18 protein-coding genes are annotated in these 19,258 nt (G+C 66.3%); 10 read left to right on the forward strand and 8 right to left on the reverse strand.

Annotated elements, in window-relative coordinates; translation table 11 throughout:
- Positions 1–148 precede the first annotated feature (148 nt).
- Positions 149–1,645, forward strand: a complete 1,497-nt coding sequence (locus tag JWM94_RS12795; RefSeq protein ID WP_299427548.1) for a DNA polymerase Y family protein — start codon at positions 149–151, stop codon at positions 1,643–1,645.
- The gene (locus JWM94_RS12800) at positions 1,642–4,989 is read left to right on the forward strand and encodes an error-prone DNA polymerase (protein WP_299427551.1); all 3,348 of its coding nucleotides are present in this window, start codon (positions 1,642–1,644) and stop codon (positions 4,987–4,989) included. The genes JWM94_RS12795 and JWM94_RS12800 overlap by 4 nt, the downstream gene beginning before the upstream one ends.
- 140 nt (positions 4,990–5,129) lie before the next feature.
- On the opposite strand, the gene JWM94_RS12805 is transcribed toward JWM94_RS12800, so the two are convergent.
- The gene (locus JWM94_RS12805) at positions 5,130–6,131 is read right to left on the reverse strand and encodes a fumarylacetoacetate hydrolase family protein (protein WP_299427554.1); all 1,002 of its coding nucleotides are present in this window, start codon (positions 6,129–6,131) and stop codon (positions 5,130–5,132) included.
- Positions 6,132–6,254: 123 nt separating this feature from the next.
- Here JWM94_RS12805 and JWM94_RS12810 point away from each other — a divergent pair, with 123 nt between their 5' ends.
- Together JWM94_RS12810 and JWM94_RS12815 are read left to right on the forward strand one after the other, a co-directional pair.
- Positions 6,255–7,409, forward strand: coding sequence for an acyl-CoA dehydrogenase family protein (locus JWM94_RS12810; RefSeq protein WP_299427557.1), 1,155 nt, complete (start codon positions 6,255–6,257; stop codon positions 7,407–7,409).
- Between the two features lie 35 nt (positions 7,410–7,444).
- Positions 7,445–8,335 carry a hypothetical protein gene (locus JWM94_RS12815; RefSeq protein WP_299427560.1) on the forward strand — a complete coding sequence of 297 codons (891 nt, stop codon included), beginning with the start codon at positions 7,445–7,447 and terminating at the stop codon, positions 8,333–8,335.
- Here the strand turns inward: JWM94_RS12815 and JWM94_RS12820 are convergent, their stop codons facing one another.
- Positions 8,336–9,910: an ABC-F family ATP-binding cassette domain-containing protein gene (locus JWM94_RS12820; RefSeq protein ID WP_299427564.1), complete on the reverse strand. Its 1,575-nt coding sequence runs from the start codon at positions 9,908–9,910 to the stop codon at positions 8,336–8,338.
- A 144-nt stretch (positions 9,911–10,054) separates the two neighbouring features.
- Here JWM94_RS12820 and JWM94_RS12825 point away from each other — a divergent pair, with 144 nt between their 5' ends.
- Together JWM94_RS12825 and JWM94_RS12830 are read left to right on the forward strand one after the other, a co-directional pair.
- Complete coding sequence (locus tag JWM94_RS12825) at positions 10,055–10,396, forward strand: hypothetical protein (protein ID WP_299427567.1); 342 nt, start codon at positions 10,055–10,057, stop codon at positions 10,394–10,396.
- Positions 10,397–10,613: 217 nt separating this feature from the next.
- Complete coding sequence (locus JWM94_RS12830) at positions 10,614–11,996, forward strand: DEAD/DEAH box helicase (protein WP_299427571.1); 1,383 nt, start codon at positions 10,614–10,616, stop codon at positions 11,994–11,996.
- A gap of 129 nt (positions 11,997–12,125) precedes the next feature.
- Here the strand turns inward: JWM94_RS12830 and JWM94_RS12835 are convergent, their stop codons facing one another.
- Both JWM94_RS12835 and JWM94_RS12840 read right to left on the reverse strand, forming a co-directional pair.
- The gene (locus tag JWM94_RS12835) at positions 12,126–12,791 is read right to left on the reverse strand and encodes a nitroreductase (RefSeq protein ID WP_299427575.1); all 666 of its coding nucleotides are present in this window, start codon (positions 12,789–12,791) and stop codon (positions 12,126–12,128) included.
- Positions 12,788–13,141: a gamma-glutamylcyclotransferase family protein gene (locus tag JWM94_RS12840; protein ID WP_299427578.1), complete on the reverse strand. Its 354-nt coding sequence runs from the start codon at positions 13,139–13,141 to the stop codon at positions 12,788–12,790. Before JWM94_RS12840 ends, JWM94_RS12835 begins: the two co-directional genes overlap by 4 nt.
- A 94-nt stretch (positions 13,142–13,235) precedes the next feature.
- On the opposite strand from JWM94_RS12840, the gene JWM94_RS12845 reads away from it, so the two are divergent.
- Positions 13,236–13,745 carry a DUF1993 domain-containing protein gene (locus JWM94_RS12845; protein WP_299427581.1) on the forward strand — a complete coding sequence of 170 codons (510 nt, stop codon included), beginning with the start codon at positions 13,236–13,238 and terminating at the stop codon, positions 13,743–13,745.
- A 114-nt stretch (positions 13,746–13,859) separates the two neighbouring features.
- On the opposite strand, the gene JWM94_RS12850 is transcribed toward JWM94_RS12845, so the two are convergent.
- On the reverse strand, positions 13,860–14,342 hold the full coding sequence (locus JWM94_RS12850) for a hypothetical protein (protein ID WP_299427584.1): 483 nt from the start codon (positions 14,340–14,342) through the stop codon (positions 13,860–13,862).
- Here JWM94_RS12850 and JWM94_RS12855 point away from each other — a divergent pair.
- Positions 14,341–15,000 (forward strand): DUF2306 domain-containing protein, encoded by a 660-nt coding sequence (locus JWM94_RS12855; RefSeq protein ID WP_299427586.1) that lies wholly within the window; start codon positions 14,341–14,343, stop codon positions 14,998–15,000. The two genes, JWM94_RS12850 and JWM94_RS12855, sit on opposite strands and share 2 nt — an antisense overlap.
- A 169-nt stretch (positions 15,001–15,169) precedes the next feature.
- On the opposite strand, the gene JWM94_RS12860 is transcribed toward JWM94_RS12855, so the two are convergent.
- Both JWM94_RS12860 and JWM94_RS12865 read right to left on the reverse strand, forming a co-directional pair.
- Positions 15,170–15,952, reverse strand: coding sequence for a crotonase/enoyl-CoA hydratase family protein (locus JWM94_RS12860; protein WP_299427589.1), 783 nt, complete (start codon positions 15,950–15,952; stop codon positions 15,170–15,172).
- Positions 15,949–17,481 (reverse strand): acyl-CoA synthetase, encoded by a 1,533-nt coding sequence (locus JWM94_RS12865; protein WP_299427592.1) that lies wholly within the window; start codon positions 17,479–17,481, stop codon positions 15,949–15,951. Before JWM94_RS12865 ends, JWM94_RS12860 begins: the two co-directional genes overlap by 4 nt.
- Positions 17,482–17,550: 69 nt before the next feature.
- Here JWM94_RS12865 and JWM94_RS12870 point away from each other — a divergent pair, with 69 nt between their 5' ends.
- On the forward strand, positions 17,551–17,985 hold the full coding sequence (locus JWM94_RS12870) for a PaaI family thioesterase (RefSeq protein WP_299427595.1): 435 nt from the start codon (positions 17,551–17,553) through the stop codon (positions 17,983–17,985).
- The gene (locus JWM94_RS12875) at positions 17,985–18,368 is read left to right on the forward strand and encodes a PaaI family thioesterase (RefSeq protein WP_299427601.1); all 384 of its coding nucleotides are present in this window, start codon (positions 17,985–17,987) and stop codon (positions 18,366–18,368) included. Before JWM94_RS12870 ends, JWM94_RS12875 begins: the two co-directional genes overlap by 1 nt.
- Here the strand turns inward: JWM94_RS12875 and JWM94_RS12880 are convergent.
- A partial coding sequence (locus tag JWM94_RS12880; RefSeq protein WP_299427598.1) for a PQQ-dependent sugar dehydrogenase occupies positions 18,358–19,258 on the reverse strand: 901 nt, incomplete at its 5' end. The genes JWM94_RS12875 and JWM94_RS12880 overlap by 11 nt on opposite strands.

Here is a 19,258-nt window from a genome sequence, read left to right on the forward strand (position 1 = left end):
GCGTACTTCTAATTCCTCCCCGGAACGGGGAGGGGGACCGCGCTCGAAGAGCGTGGTGGAGGGGGCGCCCCGCGAACGTAACGCTCAAGGCACGCCCCCTCCACCATTTGCCAACGCAAATGGTCCCCCTCCCCGTACCGGGGAGGAATTGGTCGTCACGCAGATCCGTGAGGGCAGCAAGGTCGTGATCGCCGCCGTGTCGCCGGCCGCGCGTGCGATCGGTCTCGCCCCCGGCATGGCAGTGACGCAGGCCCGCGCGCAGGTGCCGGGCCTCGATATCCAGCCGGCCGATCCCGCAGGCGATCTGGCAGAACTTCAGCGGCTGGCGCTCGTCGCGGCGCGGCGCTGGTCGCCGCTGACCGCGCTATCGGGCAATGACGGGCTGTTCATCGACATCACCGGCACCGCACATCTGTTCGGCGGCGAGGCGAAGATGGCGCGGCGTATCGTGCGCTTGCTGGCACGGCTCGGCTTCACCGCGCGGATCGCGGTGGCCGATACGGCGGGGGCCGCCTGGGCGCTGGCGCGTTACGGGCGGGCCGAAGGCGGTGTCGCAATCTGTCCGAGCGGTGCGCAAGAGGAAGCACTGGCATTGCTGCCGATCGCCGCGTTGCGCGCCGAGCCGGCGGCGATCGAACTGCTGCGCAGGCTGGGCGTGGAACGCATCGGCCAGCTCATCGCGATACCGCGCGCACCGCTGACCCGGCGGTTCAGCGCGGCGCTGGTCTCGCGACTCGACCAGGCGCTGGGGCGCCGGGACGAGCCACTCGATCCCGTCATCCCGGTCGAGGCGATCGTCGTCATGCAGCGCTTCGCCGAGCCGATCGCCACGGCCGAAGTGATCGAGCATTGGCTGGGCGTTCTGATGCCGCGGCTCACCACCGCGCTGGCCGAAGCGGGTCTTGGCGCGCGGCTGGTCGAACTGGTGGCGGACCGCATCGACGGCGTGCCGCAACGGTTGCGCATCGGCCTCGCCCGTCCGACGCGTGACGCGCCTCACCTGCTCAGGCTGATCGTGCGGCGGATCGAGGAGATCGCGCCGGGCTTCGGCATCGACGCGCTGGCGCTGCATGTGCGCCGCGCCGACCCGCTCGGGGCCCAGCCCTTTGCCGAACGGCTGGAAGAACGACCGACCGATCTCGCGCCGCTGGTCGATGCCCTGGCCAATCGCATCGGCGACCGGCGTTTGTGGCGCAGTCAGCCGGTCGAGAGCGACGTGCCGGAACGCTCGGTGGCGTACCTGCCGCCGCTCGACCCGCCTGCACAAGACACGATCAAGCTCAAGGCCGACGATGTCCGCCAGCTCGATCGTTCGCCCGACCTGCACCCCTGGCATCATCGCTGGCCGCGCCCGGTGCGGCTGCTGCGGCGGCCCGAGCAGCTCGACCATGTCATCGCCGAACTGCCCGACCAGCCGCCCCGCCGTTTCAGCTGGCGCGGCGAGATGCACAAGGTGGTGCGCGCAGACGGCCCCGAGCGCGTGCAGGGCGAATGGTGGAAACGCACCGCCGAGCAGCATGCGGTACGCGATTATTTTCAGGTCGAGAACGAAGCCGGCCAGCGCTTCTGGCTGTTCCGCCGCGGCGATGGTGTACGCGCCGAGACCGGCGACCTCGCCTGGTTCATGCACGGGGCGTTCGGGTGACCTATGCCGAACTTCAGGTCACCACGCATTTCAGTTTCCTGCGTGGGGCATCGTCAGCGGAGGATCTCTTCACGACCGCGGTCAAGCTGGGCCTGCCGGCGCTCGGCATCACCGATCGCAATTCAGTCGGCGGCGTCGTGCGATCACTGGTCGCGGCGGAGGAACTGACCGCCGCCGGCCTGCCGATCCGCATGATCGCCGGGTGCCGACTCGATCTGGTCGACGGCACCTCGATCCTTGTCTGGCCCGAGGATCGTCCGGCATGGAGCCGGCTCACCCGCCTGCTCACGCTCGGCAAGGGACGAGCCGATGCGCAGAAGGGCGAGAAGGGCAAATGCTTCCTGCATTGGGAAGATGTGGCCGAATATAACCAGGGCATGGTCGGCGCGCTGGTGCCGGGTCTGGCCGATCATGGCGATCTGGTCGCGATGCGCTGGATGGCGGATGCGTTCGAAGATCGCGGCCATGTCTGCCTGACGCATCACCGCAGGCCCGATGACGCGCTGCGCCTGTATGATCTCGAAAATATGGCGCAGCGTTTCGATCTGACGCCGCTCGCCACCGGCGATGTCCTCTATGATCTGCCCGAACGGCGCATGTTGCAGGACGTCGTCACCGCGATCCGCAACAAATGCACCATCGACGATCTCGGTTTCCGTCGCGAGCGTAGCGCCGATCGGCATCTCAAAGGGCCGGGGGAGATGGCGCGGCGTTTTCGCCGTCACCCGGAGGCGTTACTGGCAACGGAAGCGATCGCCGAGCGCTGCACCTTTTCGCTGCGCGAATTGAAGGAGCAATATCGCTATCCCGACGAGGTGGTGATCAGCGGCCGTTCACCGCAGGATGCGCTGGAGAAGATGAGCCGGGAAGCACTGGCCGAGTTGTTCCCGGCCGGTGCGCCGGAACCTTATACGAAACAGCTCGAGCATGAACTCGAATTGGTCTGCGACATGGGTTATGCGCCCTATTTCCTGACCGTGAACTCGATCGTGCGTTATGCGCGCAGCCAAGGCATCCTGTGTCAGGGGCGCGGCTCGGCCGCCAATTCGATCATCTGTTACGTCCTGCAAGTAACCTCGATCGACCCGATCGAGCGCACTTTGTTGTTCGAACGTTTCATCTCCGACAAGCGTGGTGAACCGCCCGACATAGATGTCGATTTCGAGCATGAACGGCGCGAGGAAGTGATCCAGTGGATTTACGAGACCTATGGCGAGCGCCACGCCGCACTGACCGCCGTGGTCAGTCGTTTTCGCACGCGCGGCGCGTTGCGCGAGGTCGGCAAGGTAATGGGCCTGTCCGAGGACATGACCGCAGCCCTCGCCGGGCAGGTCTGGGGGGTATCGAGCGGCGGGCTCAACAACGAACATGTCGACCAGCTCAACCTCGATCGCGCCGACCCGCGCCTGGCGTTGACGCTGGAACTGGTCGGCCAGTTGGTCGATACGCCGCGTCATCTATCACAGCATCCGGGCGGTTTCGTCCTGTCGCATGGCCGGCTCGACGAACTCGTCCCGGTGGAACCGGCTGCAATGGTCGACCGCCGCGTCGTGGAGTGGGAAAAGCTCGACGTCGAGGAACTTGGCCTGATGAAGGTCGATATCCTCGGCCTCGGCATGCTCGGCTGCATGCGCCGGGTCTTCGCGTTGCTTGCCAACCATAAAGGCAAAACGATGCACATGGCGTCGCCCGAGTTGCAGGTAGACGATGAACTCACTTATGCCATGATCCAGCAGGCCGACACGCTGGGCGTATTCCAGATCGAAAGCCGCGCGCAGATGTCGATGCTGCCGCGGATGAAACCGGAGAAATTCTACGACCTCGTCATCGAGGTGGCGATCGTTCGGCCCGGGCCGATTCAGGGCGACATGGTCCACCCCTATCTCCGCCGACGCGAAGGCAAGGATAAGGTCGACTATCCCAGCCCGGCATTGGAGGAAGTGCTCAGCAAGACGCTGGGCGTCCCGTTGTTTCAGGAACAGGCGATGCAGGTGGCGATGATCGGTGCGGGCTTCACCGGCACCGAAGCAGATGAACTCCGCCGCAAGATGGCCACGTTCAAGGCGACCGGTGGTGTCGGCAAGTTCCACGACAAACTTGTCAGTGGCATGACCGCCAAGGGTATTACACACGAGTTCGCCGAGCGCCTCGTCAAGCAGATCGAGGGGTTCGGCAGCTATGGCTTCCCGGAAAGCCACGCCGCCAGCTTCGCAAAGATCGCCTACGCATCATGCTGGATGAAGTGCCATCACCCCGATCTGTACTGCGCCGCCCTGCTAAATGCACAGCCGATGGGATTTTATGCACCTGCTCAAATAGTCCGCGATGCGCGCGAGCACGGCGTCGAGGTGCGGGCCGTGTGCATCAATCGCAGTGGTTGGGATACCGAAGTGCTGGATGAGACAGCAGCACGGTGCGATGATCGACCGCTAATCTTTCGCGGAGACAATGCCGATTGGGCGGCGTTGCTCCCACTCAGACTAGGCATGCGGATCGTTCAGGGGCTGAGTGAAAAGGAGGGCGAGGCGATCCTCGCGGCGCGGGCCAGCGCGCCCTTCATCTCGATCGAGGATGCGTGGCGGCGGTCGGGGATCAAGCCGGCCGCGCTCGAGCGGCTGGCCCGAGCCGACGCGTTCCATTGCTTTGGGCTAGATCGGCGCCAGGCCTTGTGGGCGATCAAAGGTCTCGGGCAGGCGCCGCTGTCGTTGTTCGCCGCCGCCGACGAACGCGCCGGTGTCATCAACGCCGAGGCGAAGGAGGTGCCGGTGGTCTTGACGCCGCTCACCGCCGGCCGCGAGGTGGTCGAGGATTACCGCGCCACTCAGCTATCGCTGCGCCAGCACCCCCTCACCTTCCTGCGCGCCGAACTGCGCCGCCGTGGCGTCCGGCCGTGCGGTGATCTCAGGACGATGAAGGATGGCGATCCGGTCACGGTCGCGGGCATCATCCTCGTGCGGCAGCGGCCGGGCAGCGCCAAGGGCATCCTGTTCCTCACGCTGGAGGACGAGACCGGCATCGCCAATGGCGTGCTGTGGAAGGACCGGTTCGAGGCCCACCGGCGGATCGTGATGTCCTCGGCGATGGTCGCCATCACCGGGCGCGTGCAGCGCGAGGGGATCGTCATCCATGTCGTCACCGAACGCGTCACCGACCTGACACCGCTGCTGCGCCAGGTCGGCGAGATCGACCTGCCGCGCATGGTGTCGCCCGGCGACGGCGCGACACATGGCAGCTCACCCGATCGCGGGGATACCGAATGGCGACCGAAATTGCGGTCGGACTATCATTTCCGGGAGAAGGATCGGGAGGATGTCATCCCGATCAAGAGCCACGATTTCCACTGACCAACTCCTCCCCGGCACGGGGAGGGGAACCAGCGAAGCTGGTGGAGGGGGTGTGCCGCGAGCGCACCGTCTGTGGCACGCCTCCTCCACCACGCCGCTTCGCGTCGCGGTCCCCCTCCCCGTGCCGGGGAGGATTTTCCTTACGCCACCGTCTGCTCGATCACCCCGAAGACCGGGTGGTGCTTGTCATCCTCGACCCAGATTCGGACGGTATCGCCCTTCTTGAGGAACGGCGTGACCGGCTTGCCGCCATTGATCGTCTCGATCGTGCGGATCTCGGCGAGGCATGAATAGCCCACACCGCCCTCGGCAATCGGCTTGCCCGGGCCGCCATCGGCGTCGCGGTTGGAAACGGTGCCCGAGCCGATGATCGTGCCGGCACCGAGCGCGCGCGTCTTCGCCGCATGCGCGACCAGGGTCCCGAAGTCGAAGGTCATGTCCTCGCCCGCCTCGGCACGGCCAAAGGGCTTGCCGTTGAGATCGACCATCAGCTTGCGATGCAGCTTGCCGTCCTTCCACCAGTCACCGAGCGCGTCGGGGGTGACGAACACCGGCGAGAAGGCGCTGGCCGGCTTGGACTGAAAGAAACCAAACCCCTTGGCCAGTTCGCCGGGAATCAGGTTGCGCAGGGAAACATCGTTGGTCAGGCCGACCAGCAGGATCGCCGCCAGCGCCTCTTCGCGCGTCGCGCCGAGCGGCACGTCACCCGTAACGACCACCACCTCACCCTCAAGATCGGCGCCCCAAGTCTCGTCGGCGAGCGAGATCGGGTCGCGCGGCCCGAGAAAACCGTCAGAGCCGCCCTGATACATCAGCGGATCGTGCCAGAAGCTGTCGGGCATCTCGGCCGCACGCGCCTGCCGCACCAGCGCGACATGGTTCACATAGGCCGAGCCATCGGCCCATTGATAAGCGCGCGGCAGCGGCGACGCTGCATCATGCTCATGGAAGCGATCGCGCGGGATCATCTCATGTTCGAGATCGGTAGCGAGATTGCGCAGATCGGGCAGCAACCGGTCCCAATCGTCGAGCGCCGCCTGCAAGGTCGGGGCGATGTGCCCGGCATCGGCGCACCAGGCGAGATCGTTCGAAACGATGACGAGCTTGCCGTCACGGCCATGCTTGAGGCTGGCAAGTTTCATGCGCGCTTTCTCTCCTGTTCAGGATTGCACTTAGCCGCCATCGCAGCGACAAGTCGAGGCGCCGTTGCTTGACGTTCGCGTCAATCGATCGCACAGCCGGGCAAAGTTTGCAGGAGAGCATCCATGACCCCTGACATAATTCCCGGCCGCTTCGCCTATAATGCCGACCATGAGGCGTTCCGCGAAACGGTGCGCAGCTTCCTGCAAAAGGAGGGAGTTCCCAACGTCGGCGAGTGGGAGAAGAACCACCTCGTCCCCAAGGAATTTTGGCACAAGGCCGGCGAGATCGGCATGCTGTGCCCGACCGTGCCCGAGGAATATGGCGGGCTGGGCCTCGACTTCGGCTACAATTCGATCGTCAACGAGGAACTGGCCTATAATGGTGTGCCGGCCGGCTTTACCCTGCACTCCGATATCGTGTGCGATTATATCGTCGCTTATGGTTCGGAGGAGCAGAAGAAGCAGTGGCTGCCGCGCTTCGTCTCTGGCGAAACGATCACCGCCATCGCGATGACCGAGCCCGGCACCGGATCCGACCTGCAGGCGATCCGCACCACCGCGAAGAAAGACGGCAATCATTATATCGTCAACGGGTCCAAGACCTATATCACCAACGGCCAGAACGCCGATCTGGTGCTGGTCGTCGCCAAGACCGATCCCGACGCGCAGCCCGCGTACAAGGGCATGTCGATCATCCTCGTCGAGGCCGACCGCGAGGGGTTCAAGCGCGGGCGCAAGCTCGACAAGATCGGTCAGGATGCCGCCGACACCTCCGAATTGTTCTTCGAGGACGTCCGCGTACCGATGACCAATTGCCTGGGCGAGGAGGGCAAGGGCTTCATCTACCTAATGAGCCAATTGCCGCAGGAACGCCTGTCGATCGCGGTCGGCACGCAAGCGTCGGCGCAGAAGGCGTTCGACGAGACGGTCGAGTTCACCAAATCGCGCAAGGCGTTCGCGGGGATGGTGTTCGATTTCCAGAATACGCGCTTCGTGCTCGCCGACCTCGCGAGCAAGCTCCAGGTCGGCTGGGCGCATCTCGACTGGGCGATCACCCGGCACTTGAAGGGCGAGCTGACCCCGACCGAAGGCGCGGCTGCGAAGCTGTGGCACACCGAGCTGCAATGGGAAGTGATGGACAAGTGCCTCCAGCTCCACGGCGGCGCGGGGTATATGAACGAATATCCAATCGCCCGGATGTGGCGTGCCGCGCGAGTGTCGCGGATTTACGGCGGAACGAACGAGATCATGAAGGAGCTGATCGGGCGCTCGCTTTAGTTGCGACTCGCTAAGCCACAGCGTAGATTGCCGGCATGATCCGCTCGCTCGGCCTTTCGCTCGCCACCCTCGCGCTCGCCGTCCCCGCCGCCGCCCAGGACGCGTCGTCCCAAAAGGACGATATCATTGTGCGTGGGCAGCGCGACAAGGAAGTCGAGACTTTCGTTCGCTCGCTGACCGAAACGCGCGATGGCCGTCAGGTGGCGCGGTGGAACGGCCGCATTTGTCCCAAGGTGGTTGGCTTGTGGCCCGAACGCGCCGCGATGATCACCGATCGGATCGCCGCAGTCGCCAAGCTGATCGACGTCAGCATGCAGGTGCCCCCCAAATGCGAGCCGAATACGATCATCGCGTTCACGGGGCAAGCCGACCTCTTCACGGCCAAGATGATCGATTCGGTGCCGACGCTGATAACCGACGTCGAATATTACGGTCTGCCGCGCCGCAAACAGGTCGCGCGCTATCTCGCGCCACGCGCGGTCCGCTGGTTCAGCATCAATGCCACGACGATGTCGGATGGCCAGCATGCCGGTGCGGCGGGTCGCAACGGCGCTGGTCTTGCGATCGATGCTTCGCCGAATAGCACGCCCGCGTCGCGGATCACCGCACGGACACGGGAAAATACGATCGCCACCTTGATTGTCATCGACGAAAGCAAGCTTGGCGGGATCAAGTGGCTGCAACTGGCTGATTATCTGGCCATGGTGACATTCGCGCAGCCCGCAATCGATGCCGACTTTACCGGGTCGGATAGTGTGATGGCGATTTTCGCCGCTCGCGATGCCGGCGGGGCCGGGCCCGCCGGGCTCACCGCTCAGGATAGGGGATTCCTGACCGGCCTGTACCGCTCCGCCGCCAATCTGTCGTCGAGCCAGCAGCGCGGCGTGATCGCCGATGCTGTCAGGAAAACGCCCAAGGCACCCTGATCAGCCGATCGTCACGGTTTTTTCGACGAGCAGCGCGACGAGAAACGTCGCGTCGTGGCTGGCGACGAGCAGCGCGCCGTCATAGCCGCGTAGTGCCGCCTCCAGCACCTCGATCGAGTCGAGATCGAGATGGTTGGTCGGCTCGTCGAGCAGCAACAGTTGCGGGGGCCGCGCCGCCGACAGCACGCACGCCAGCCCTGCACGAAGCCGCTCGCCGCCCGACAGCGTTCCGACGATCCGATCCGCCGCGCGGTTGCGGAACGCGAAGCGCGCGAGCGCGGCGCGCGCGTCGTTTTCGCTCAACGCGGGGTCGAGCGCGCGCAGATTGGCGACAATCGTCGCGTTGTGGTCGAGCAGACCGACATGCTGGTCGAGCAACGCGATCCGCTCCGGCCGCCACACCGTCCCGGCGACCGGCTCGATCGCGCCCGCGATCATCGCCAGCACGCTGGACTTGCCCGCGCCGTTCGGCCCCGCCAGTGCCACGCGCTCGGGTCCGCGAATCGCGAGGTCGACCGGCCCGATCCGCCGCGCGCCGCGCGCGATCACCGCGCCCTCGACCCGCAACAATTCGCGCGACGACGATAGCCCGCTGGGCGGCAGGTCGATGGCGAGCGGCGTTACCACCTCGACCCTGGCGCGCACGGCGACATGATCCGCCGCCGCCGCACCGACCATCCGTTCGGCGAGCTGGCTGTACCGGGCGGCGGTGTTCTCCGCGCGGCGCTTCATCGCGCCGATCACGATTTTGGGCGCGCTGCCCGACTTGCCGTAGACGCGCCCGGCCTTGTCGCGTCGCGCCTTCTTCTCGCGCTGTTCCTGCACCGCGCGCTCGGTCTGGCGAAGAGCCCCCTCGGTGCGCGCCAATTCATTCGCCGCCGCCACGCGCTCGGCATCGCGGACCGCCACGAAGTCCGACCAGCCGCCAATCACGACGCGGCAGCCCACCGGCGTCAATTCGACGATCCGGTCCATGCGTTCGAGCAGCGCGCGGTCGTGGCTCGCCACCACCACCCCGCCCTTCCACCCGGCGATCAGGTTGGCGATCGCGGCGCGGCCGTCGGCGTCAAGATTGTTGGTCGGCTCGTCGAGCAGCAGCAGATCGGGCGCGGCGATCACCGCGCGCGCGATCGCCACGCGCGTTCGCTGCCCGCCGCTCAGGCTCGCGAGCGGGCGGTTGAGATCTAGTCCCGGCAGTCCCACCTCGGTCAGCGCGGCATCGATGCATGCCTCGAGCGTCCAGTCGGCCTCGATAAGATCGGCCGCGTCGCCCCCGCCCGTTTCGATCCGCCGCAGCCGCGCGAGCGCGTTCGCCACATCGAGCGCCTCGGCAAGGCCGATCGTTGCGTCGGGCCAATCCTGATGCAGCAACGCGACACTGCCATGCCGCATGATCGCGCCGGTTGCCGGCTCGACCGCGCCGGCGATCGCGCGCAGCAAGGTCGACTTGCCGCAGCCGTTGCGCCCGACCAGCGCGGTGCTCTGGCGGCCGAACGAAAGCGTCAGATCGTGGAAAAGCGGACGGCCGTCAGGCGTCGAGAGCGACAGCGAATCCAGGGTGAGGAAGGAAGACATGAGGCACCTGAGCAAGGAGGACGGATCGGGCGATCGTCGTCCTGGTCAATGGTGCCTCCTGTCGCCGGCGGGCGGGCTTGCCCGGCTTCGTGGATGATATAGGCTGGCCGGCGTTGCTCGTCACCCCCATCGGGAGCGCCCGTCATGCACAAATCGATTCTTGCCGCTGGCCTCGTCGCGCTGTCGGTTACGATGCCCGCCCACGCCAAGGTGGCGCGTTGCGTAATCGATTCCGAGGGCCTCAGCTATAGCGGGCCGTGCAATTATACGGTCGCCAAGGGCGGCACCTTCACCGTCACCCCGCCGCACGGCCGCGGCTTCGGCGGCGAGACGCTGAGCATCACGGTTTACGTCACGCGGCCCGGCGTCGCCGAGATTCGCGGGCTGACCGAGGCGGGCATCAATTCGCGCTGGGGCCCCGCGCGCCGGTCGCGCCGCGACGGTGCGTGCTGGGAAGGAACGGACTTTTCGGTCTGCGTCTATTGAGCGCTCGCCGCGCCCCACCTTGACTTTTTGCACTGCAACATGCATATGGCGGTCATCGAGGCGTCTAGCAGCGTGATCGTGGCTCCGGACTAGCCGGCACCACAGGCTCCGTCTCGGTCGTTCAAGCGACAGGCTTCCCAAGTCACGCGGGGTGTCATTTTACCCCCGCCGCCTGCGCGCCGTTTCGGCGCGCGTGAGGCATATAGAAAAGAATTCCATGACCAAATTCGCACATCTCGGCCTCGCCGAGCCGCTCGTCCGCGCGCTCGAGGCCAAGGGCTATACCGTCCCAACCCCGATCCAGGAACAAGCGATCCCGACCGTGCTCGAGGGCCGCGACCTGCTCGGCATCGCGCAGACCGGCACCGGCAAGACCGCGGCGTTCGTGCTGCCGTCGATCCAGCGCCTCGTCGAAGCCGATAAGCGCGTCCTGCCGACGCATTGCCGCATGCTCGTCCTCGCCCCGACCCGCGAGCTCGCCAGCCAGATCGCCGAAAGCGCGATGGCATACGGCAAGTTCAGCAAGATGTCGGTCGCGACCGTGTTCGGCGGCACCAGCATCAACAAGAACCGCCAAGACATGAGCCGCGGCGTGGACATCCTCGTCGCCACCCCGGGCCGCCTGCTCGACCTTATCGAACAGCGCTTCGTCAGCCTCGCGCTGGTCGAGACGTTGGTGCTCGACGAAGCCGATCAGATGCTCGACCTCGGCTTCATCCACGCGCTCCGGAAGATCGCGCGGATGGTGCCCAAGGCACGCCAGACCCTGTTCTTCTCGGCAACGATGCCCGCCTCGATCCGCGAGCTCGCCGACCAATTCCTGCGCGATCCCGCCACCGTGTCGATCAAGCCCGCGGCGACCACCGCCGAGCGCGTCGATCAGTTCGCGACCTTCGTCAACCAGTCGGAAAAGCAGGCGCTGCTGACGATGACGCTGAGCGATTCGGCGATCGAGCGTGCGCTGGTCTTTACCCGCACCAAGCACGGCGCCGACCGCGTCGTGCGCTTGCTCGGCGGCAACGGCATCCAGGCCGCGGCGATCCACGGCAACAAGAGCCAGCCGCAGCGCGAGCGCGCGCTGGCCGCGTTCAAGACCGGCGAGATAAAGGTGCTGATCGCGACCGACATCGCCGCGCGCGGGATCGATGTGTCGGGGGTCAGCCATGTGATCAACTTCGAGATCCCCAACGTGCCCGAGCAATACGTCCACCGCATCGGCCGCACCGCGCGTGCGGGTGCGGCGGGGATCGCGATCAGCTTCGTGGCGGACGACGAAAAGCCGTACATCCGCGACATCGAAAAGCTGACTCGGCAGAAGGTACCGTTGAAGGCGCTGCCCGAGGGTTTCCTGGCCGAAGCGGCGCGGCTCGCCTCGATCCGCGCCAAGAAGATCGGCAACGACCCCGCCCCGCGCGAGGAACGTCCGCGCGGCCCGAGCGGGCATCGCCCCCCGCGCAAGACGCACGACGCGCGCCCGACCGGCAATCGCTTCGGCGGTCGTCCCGGTGGCGGCGGCGGCCAAAGCGGCGGCGGCAATCGTCGTCGTGGCGGTCGCGGCGGCCAGGGCGGCGGTGGCCCGCGCACGACGGCGAGTGCTTAACCTCTCATCTCATCGGAAAACGGTGGGGCAGCGATTCTGCAGAAGGGCGTACGGCATAACCGCCGCCCCTTCACCCACCCTTCCCGCGGTTGCGCGCGGACCTCGTCCTTCTCCCATGGGGAGAATGGCCTAGGTCCGGACGCTCAACCACTCGCCTTCCGGTGCGCGCTCGGTGCGCAACCGGTTGGCGGGCTCGGCCGTGTCCTCGTACCCGATCGCCATTCCGCAAAAGAGCATCCGCTCCGGCGGCGTTCCGAGAAATCCTTCGATCGTCGCCGGATAGACCGCCCAGCATTCCTGCGGACAGGTCGCGAGGCCGGCCTCGACCGCGAGCAGCATGACGTTCTGCAGATACATGCCGAGGTCGGACCATTGCGGCGGCCCCATCCGCCGGTCGACGGTGCAGAACAAGGCGGCGGGCGCGCCGAAGAACTGGAAATTGCGCGCGAACCATTGCCGCCGCGCCGCCTTGTCCGCGCGCGGGATGCCGATATGGCCGTACATCCCCTCGCCCACCGCGAAAGTGCGGTCGCGATACGGCGCGGTGAATTCGCGCGGATAGATGTCGTAGCCCGGCGTCTCGGTTTCGCCCGCCGCCAGCTTCGCCGCCATGATTGCCTTCAGCTCCACGAGGCTGTCGCCGCTCACCAAATCGATATGCCATGGCTGGATATTGCCCCCGCTCGCAGCCCTAGCAGCGGTCACGACGATCTCGCGCAACATCGCCTGATCGACCGCCGTGTCGAGAAACCCGCGCACCGACCGGCGCGCCGCGATGGCATCGGAAACATTCATGAGCCTGCTCCTGCGACATACACAAAGGCGCGACGGCCCGACGCAAGATTCACCGCCGTCCGCTCATACCCGGCCGGCTCATAGGCGTCCGCCACCGGCACATCCTCGGGCCGGATCGCCAGCGCGAGGCCCGGCACCGCGCCCGATCCATCGGCGGTCGCGCGCAGGATCAGATGATCGGCGGTGCCGCCGGTCGCGATCGTTCGCGGATCGGTGAGACGGATCGGCACGGCGGCGAAGCCCGGCAGGACATCGTCGAACCCTTCCAGTTCATGGCCGAAAACCGCGAGCTGCACATCGCGCCGGCGCAACGATCCATAGGAAAACAGGAAGCTAGGTTCGTCACTCATAGCGCACTGTCGCCGACCGGTCCCGTGCGGGCAAGCGCGACTTGCGGGCTACCCGACCGCCTCCTAGCTAAGCCGGCAATCGGGGAGAAATTTCATGACGATTTCGATGTTTAGCTTTGTCGGCCTGTACGACCGCGCGCTCGGGTCGCTGGCACACTTGCTCGACAAGGGAGCTGACTTCGCGACCGCGCAAGGGATCGATCCCGACACGATCCTCGACTGGCGGCTGACCGACGACATGCACCCGCTGCGTTTTCAGGCCGAGGTCGTGATCAGCTTCTCGCGCCAATGGACCGCGCGTGCCGCTGGTCTGCCGGTGCCCGATCGACTGCCCGACAACCTGACGCTTGAGGGTCTGCGCGCCGCAATCGCGGCGGCGCAGACCGATCTCGCCGCGCTGACCCCCGAGCAGTTCGCCGGGCGAGACGACACGCCACTGACGATCCAGATCACCGACCAGATGGAACCGACGCTACCGACCAGCCAGTGGCTGTCGGTGTTCGCCACGACCAACATCTATTTCCACCTGTCGATGGCGTACGCGATCCTCCGGATGAAGGGCGTGCCGATCGGCAAGATCGACCTGTTCGCTGGGCGGCTGTAGGCGCAGCGCCGGGCGGCGTCAGCCGGCCCGCTCAGCGCAAGCCCGGCCGGCGGGTCGGCAACGCCGATCTCGTCCGACGGCGCGGGATTCACTCCCGCGTCGGCTGCTAGCCTCTCAGCGCGCGGCACACCGCGCATTGCCCAGTCGGCGGTAACCGGCGTGGAACTTGGGCATGCTGCCCGAACGGCTTCCAACGCTGGCCCCATCGCCGAGATAGAGTTCGAACCCGGCATTCTCCCCGGTATCGGTCGAACCGTACGACATGATCACGATGTTCTTCTGTTCGTCACCCCATTTGCCGTGGCCGTGCAGATCTTCGGTCGCGGCATGCTTGCCGAGGAACCGGAACAGCAACGGCCCGCACTTGCCGCTGTCATCGACGCTTACGCCGCAAAAGTCGCGACCGCAGGGTGCCACGTCGATCGTCTTGTAGAGCCGGCCACGTGGCGTGAAGACGGGCTTGTCCTCGGACACCGTCCACCGTCCGTAATAAAGCGAGGATGCCGGCCCCGCCGTCGCCGGCCCCGCCAGCGCCAGCATCGCCACGCCCAGCGGCACAATCGACAACCGCATCAGCGATTGAGATAAGACCGTCATGACAAGTCCCTCCACTGGACGCGCGCGCACCGCCGAACCGTTCAGACGGGCCGCAACCGTCGTCATCGTAACATCGATTGCCGCCTTCATACTATACACTGCGTGGGTGGCGTTCGCCTCGGCGTTTTCCAACGACGATTTCCCCGAGGCGCTGGCGGTCAAGGTCGAGTTGCTGCCGCTTGTCTTCCCGATTCATATGATCACCGGCGGCCTGGCGCTGATCCTGCTGCCGCTGGCGATCGCGCTGAGACGGAAGCCGAAGTGGCACCGCCCGCTGGGGAGGATCGCGGCGATCGACGTGCTGGTGGCCGGGGCCACCGCCTACCCGGTCGCCTGGGCCGCGCCGGTGACGTTCTGGTCGGCGATGGGGTTTTCTGCGCAGGCGACCACGTGGCTGACGCTGCTGGCGCTCGGCATCTGGAATATCCGGCGGCGTCGGTACGCGGCGCACTGGACCTGCATGCTGCTGATGACCGCGACCGCGATGGGCGCGGTATTCTTCCGCATTTATCTGGGGCTGTTCGCGATGCTGGGGCCGAGCCGCTGGTTCGACACGTTCTACGCGGGCGACGCATGGGTCGCCTGGCTGGTGCCGTTGGCGGTGACGGGCGCGGTGCTGGCCAGGCGCAAAAAGCTACCAATGTTGGATTTCGCCTGACACACGGCGATTCGCTCTTTGACATCGTCGGCTGCCGATCAGCGAACGCGCCGCGCCCGCGCGTCGATTCTTTTGCGCGCCTGAACGGCCTTTGCGCCACGCACCCCACTCCAGCGGAGCGACGTCGATAGTGTGAAGCAGTGTGAAGCAGTGTGAAGTTTGGACCGGCTCAGTCCCGGAAAACCGCCGCGCGCTTGCCCATGTTGGCGGCGACCGCTTCCATCATGTTGGGCTTGCCGATCACCGCGACTTGCTCGTCGGTTTCCATCTGGAGCAGCGCGCGCGGATCCGCGTCGTGCGCGGCGTTGGCGAGCCGCTTGATGCCGCGGATCGCGTGCGGGCTGCGAGCAACGATGGCAGTGGCGAGTTCCATCGCGGCGGCGTGGGGATCGTCGGCGATGCGGGTGACGAAGCCGTGGCGCAGCGCCTCATCGGCGTCGAATTCGCGTGCGGTGTATGCCAGCTCGCGCAGCACGTCGTCGCGCACCAGCCCGCGCCAGATCGGCCAGCCCGCCATGTCGGGGACGAGGCCCCAATAGCTTTCGCGGATCGAAAAGCGGCTGCCCGGCGCGGCGATGCGGATGTCGGCGCCCGACATGATCTGGAAACCCCCGCCGAACGCGACGCCGTGGACCGCGGCGATCACCGGCATCGGCAAGTTGCGCCAGCCCCACGTCACATGCTGCGGCAGGATCGACCCCTGGTTGTTGCGACCCCGACCGGTGCCCGATCCGCCCGCCTGCATGCTCGCCATGTCGAGACCCGCGCAGAACGCCTTGCCGTCGCCCGACAGCACGACGCAGCGCACTTCGGTGCGGTCGGCGAGGCTATCGATCGCCGCGCCGATGCCTTCGAACATCGCCGGGTCGATCGCGTTCATCTTGTCGGCGCGAGTCAGGCGGACGTCGGCAATCTGGTCGGTGACGGTGATCGATACGCGGTCTTCGGTCATACGATGCGGCTTTCCTTGTTGCCCCAATATTGGTCGCGCAGCAGGCGCTTGTAGAGCTTGCCCGTCGCGTGGCGCGGCAGTTCGGCGGTAAAGTCGATCTGGCGCGGCGTCTTGATCCCCGACAGTTCGGCGCGGCACCACGCGGTGATCTCCTCGACCAGCGCGGGCCCGGCTTCGGCCATGTCGACCGGCTGGACCACCGCGACGACGCGCTCGCCCATCTCCGGGTCGGGGGCGCCGATCACTGCGACGTCGGCGACGCGCGGGTGCGTAATGATGCGGTTCTCGATTTCCTGCGGGTAGATGTTCACCCCGCCCGAAATGATCATGAAGCTCTTGCGGTCGGTCAGATACAGGAATCCGTCCTCATCGACCCAGCCGACATCGCCGAGCGTCGTCCAGCCGTGGCGGTTGCGCGATTCGGCGGTCTTGGCCGGGTCGTTGTGATATTCGAACTGGCGCTGCCCCTTGAAATAGACCAGCCCCTCGCGCCGCGGCGGCAGTTCGTTGCCCTCCTCGTCGCAAATGTGCAGCGTCGCCTCACCGATCGCGTGGCCGACGGACCCGGGCCGGTCGAGCCACGCCGCCGCCTTGATCGCGGTGAAGCCGTTACCCTCGCTCCCGGCATAATATTCGTCGATCACCGGTCCCCACCAATCGATCATCGCGCGCTTGACCGGGACCGGGCACGGCGCCGCGGCGTGGATCGCGACCTTCATCGACGACAGGTCGTAGCGCGCGCGCACCGCCTCGGGCAGCTTGAGCATCCGCACGAAATGGGTCGGGACGAACTGGCCGGCATTGCAACGGTAACGCTCGATCGCGGAGATCGCGGCCTCGGCGTCGAACTTCGCCATCATCACCACCGTCCCGCCAAGCCGCTGAACCGTCGTCGTCCAGGCCAATGGCGCGGCGTGATAGAGCGGCGCGGTCGATAGATAGACGGTGTCCGCGCCCAGCCCGAAAAAGCCCTGCGCGATCATCGCGAGCGCCGGCACCGTGTCGATCGCTTTGTCGCCGGGCGGCGGAACGATCCCCTTGGGCCGGCCGGTCGTGCCGCTCGAATAGAGCATCGGCGCCCCTGCGCTCTCATCGGCAATCGGTGTGTCTGGCATCGCCGCGCTGGCCGCATGCCAGTCGGCGAACCCAAGGATCGCACCGCCCACGGCAAAACGCTCGATCGGAGTCGTAAGCGCGCTTGCGACGTGGCCGAGCGCCGCGTCGGCGACAAGCATCTTCGCGCCGCTATCGGCCAGGATGTAATCGACTTCGGCCGCGGTCAGTTTAGACGACACCGCGACGAACAGCAGCCCGCTGCGCTGCGCCCCCCACACCAGCGCGAACCAGTCAGGAATGTTTTCGAGGAACAGCGCGATCCGGTCGCCAGCGATCAGTCCATGCGCGCGGTATAGCTGCGCCGCGCGATTCGATGCCGCGTCGAGCTCGGCATAGGTCATCACCGCGCCCGTTTCGGCGACGATCAGCGCGGGCTTGTCCGGGTTTGCCTTCGCGTGGACGCTCGGGTGCATCGCCTCTCCTTTACCGGAAGGCTAGACGGCGGTGGCGGCGCTCGCAACCGCTTGCTAGGGGCGGCGGCGATGAACCATTTGCGCGGCTTCGATCCTGAACGTTTCTTTACCGCCCGGATCGGTCACGGCGGGGCGCTGGGCATCCGGTACGAGGCGCACGGCGAAGACTGGGCCGAACTGGCGTTACCGTATGACGAGAAACTGGTCGGCAATCTCGGCACTGGCGTCGTCGCGTCGGGACCGATCCTGTCGTTGATGGACATGGCGACGAGCATGGGCGTGTGGCTGCGCGCCGACGCATTCGTCGCGCACGCCACGCTCGACCTGCGGGTCGATTATCTGCGCCCGGCGACCCCGGGCAAGACGGTCATCGGGCGCGGCGAATGCTATCGCCTGACGCGCTCGATCGCGTTCGTCCGCGGGGCTGCACATGACGGCGACCCGAACGATCCGCTCGCGCACGTCGCGGGCACCTTCATGGCGCCCGAGGGATATCCGCGATGATGCGGATGCCGCCGTATGCCGATCTACTCGGGCTGGTCGTGGAGACCGGCGCCGACGGCACGCCGGTGCTGATGATGCCGTTCGCGACCGAGGTACTCGGCCGCCCCGGTTTCCTGCACGGCGGCGCGATCAGCGGGCTGATGGAAATGGCCGCGATCGTCGCGCTCCACGATGCGCTGGCGGAGGATGGCGGCGGCGAGATCAAGCCGATCAACGTCACCGTCGATTTCATGCGCGGCGGCCGCGACAAGGAGACTCGGGCCAAGGGAGTCATCACTCGGCTCGGCACGCGCGTCGCCAATGTCGAGGCGACCGCATGGCAGGACGACCCCGCCAAGCCGATCGCGGCGGCGCGGATGAACTATCTGATCGTCAGGTCTTAGGCGTCAGCCGCACCAACTTGCCCTCGTCCTGAAGCAACCAGATCGATCCGTCGGGCGCTTGGGCCAGGTCGCGGATGCGAGCGCCCATATTCCACTGTTCGGCGGGGCTCGCGGTGTCGCCGTTCAACGTGATCCTGATCAGCGATTCATCCGACAGTGCCGCGATCAGCAACGACCCGCGATATTGCGGGAACATCGCGCCCGAATAATAGATCATACCCCCCGGTGAGATCGACGGGTTCCACCACAGTTTCGGCGCTTCGAACTCCGGCTTGCTGGGATGGTCGGGGATGGGCTGGCCTGAATAATTGTCGCCGTTGGAGACGATCGGCCAGCCGTAATTCTTGCCCGGCAGGATCAAGTTGAGCTCGTCGCCGCCGCGCGGGCCCATTTCTTCCTCCCACAGCCGCCCATCGGGGGTGAAGACCATGCCATAGGGATTGCGGTGCCCGGTCGACCAGGTCATCGCCTCGACCCCGCCCTTGGCGACCATCGGGTTGCCGGGCGCTGCCTTGCCGTCGAGCGTCAGCCGCAAGACTTTGCCCAGCGCCTGTTTTGGGTCCTGCGCCGGCGTGAACCGCTGGCGTTCGCCCGAACTGAGGAACAGATATTGGCCGTCGGGCGAAAACAGGATGTTCGCGCCGAACTGCCCGCCGGGCCCGTTTGACCCGGCGCGCCAAATCACCTGGAGGTTCTTCAGGCTGGCGCCGCATGGTGCCGCCATGCACTCTTTTACAATATCGAGCGTCGCTCGTGCCAGCGCCAGCGCACTGCCGCCGTTTCCCGGCTCCGAATAGGTCAGGTAGATCGTCTTGCTGGTCGCGAAATCGGGGGCAGCCGCGACGTCCAGCAATCCGCCCTGTCCGCCGGTCGCCACCGCGGGTACGCCG

Source organism: Sphingomonas bacterium, assembly GCF_028289855.1.
GTDB lineage: Bacteria > Pseudomonadota > Alphaproteobacteria > Sphingomonadales > Sphingomonadaceae > Sphingomonas.

Excerpts from the sequence above, each read along its gene's own strand:
- JWM94_RS12830 (WP_299427571.1), top strand. The coding sequence starts at position 10,614 with ATGACCAAATTCGCACATCTCGGCCTCGCCGAGCCGCTCGTCCGCGCG.
- JWM94_RS12855 (WP_299427586.1), top strand. The coding sequence starts at position 14,341 with ATGACAAGTCCCTCCACTGGACGCGCGCGCACCGCCGAACCGTTCAGA.
- JWM94_RS12810 (WP_299427557.1), top strand. The coding sequence starts at position 6,255 with ATGACCCCTGACATAATTCCCGGCCGCTTCGCCTATAATGCCGACCAT.
- JWM94_RS12870 (WP_299427595.1), top strand. The coding sequence starts at position 17,551 with ATGAACCATTTGCGCGGCTTCGATCCTGAACGTTTCTTTACCGCCCGG.
- JWM94_RS12840 (WP_299427578.1), bottom strand. The coding sequence starts at position 13,141 with ATGAGTGACGAACCTAGCTTCCTGTTTTCCTATGGATCGTTGCGCCGG.
- JWM94_RS12815 (WP_299427560.1), top strand. The coding sequence starts at position 7,445 with ATGATCCGCTCGCTCGGCCTTTCGCTCGCCACCCTCGCGCTCGCCGTC.
- JWM94_RS12835 (WP_299427575.1), bottom strand. The coding sequence starts at position 12,791 with ATGAATGTTTCCGATGCCATCGCGGCGCGCCGGTCGGTGCGCGGGTTT.
- JWM94_RS12825 (WP_299427567.1), top strand. The coding sequence starts at position 10,055 with ATGCACAAATCGATTCTTGCCGCTGGCCTCGTCGCGCTGTCGGTTACG.
- JWM94_RS12865 (WP_299427592.1), bottom strand. The coding sequence starts at position 17,481 with ATGCACCCGAGCGTCCACGCGAAGGCAAACCCGGACAAGCCCGCGCTG.
- JWM94_RS12850 (WP_299427584.1), bottom strand. The coding sequence starts at position 14,342 with ATGACGGTCTTATCTCAATCGCTGATGCGGTTGTCGATTGTGCCGCTG.
- JWM94_RS12805 (WP_299427554.1), bottom strand. The coding sequence starts at position 6,131 with ATGAAACTTGCCAGCCTCAAGCATGGCCGTGACGGCAAGCTCGTCATC.
- JWM94_RS12820 (WP_299427564.1), bottom strand. The coding sequence starts at position 9,910 with ATGTCTTCCTTCCTCACCCTGGATTCGCTGTCGCTCTCGACGCCTGAC.
- JWM94_RS12875 (WP_299427601.1), top strand. The coding sequence starts at position 17,985 with ATGCGGATGCCGCCGTATGCCGATCTACTCGGGCTGGTCGTGGAGACC.
- JWM94_RS12860 (WP_299427589.1), bottom strand. The coding sequence starts at position 15,952 with ATGACCGAAGACCGCGTATCGATCACCGTCACCGACCAGATTGCCGAC.
- JWM94_RS12845 (WP_299427581.1), top strand. The coding sequence starts at position 13,236 with ATGACGATTTCGATGTTTAGCTTTGTCGGCCTGTACGACCGCGCGCTC.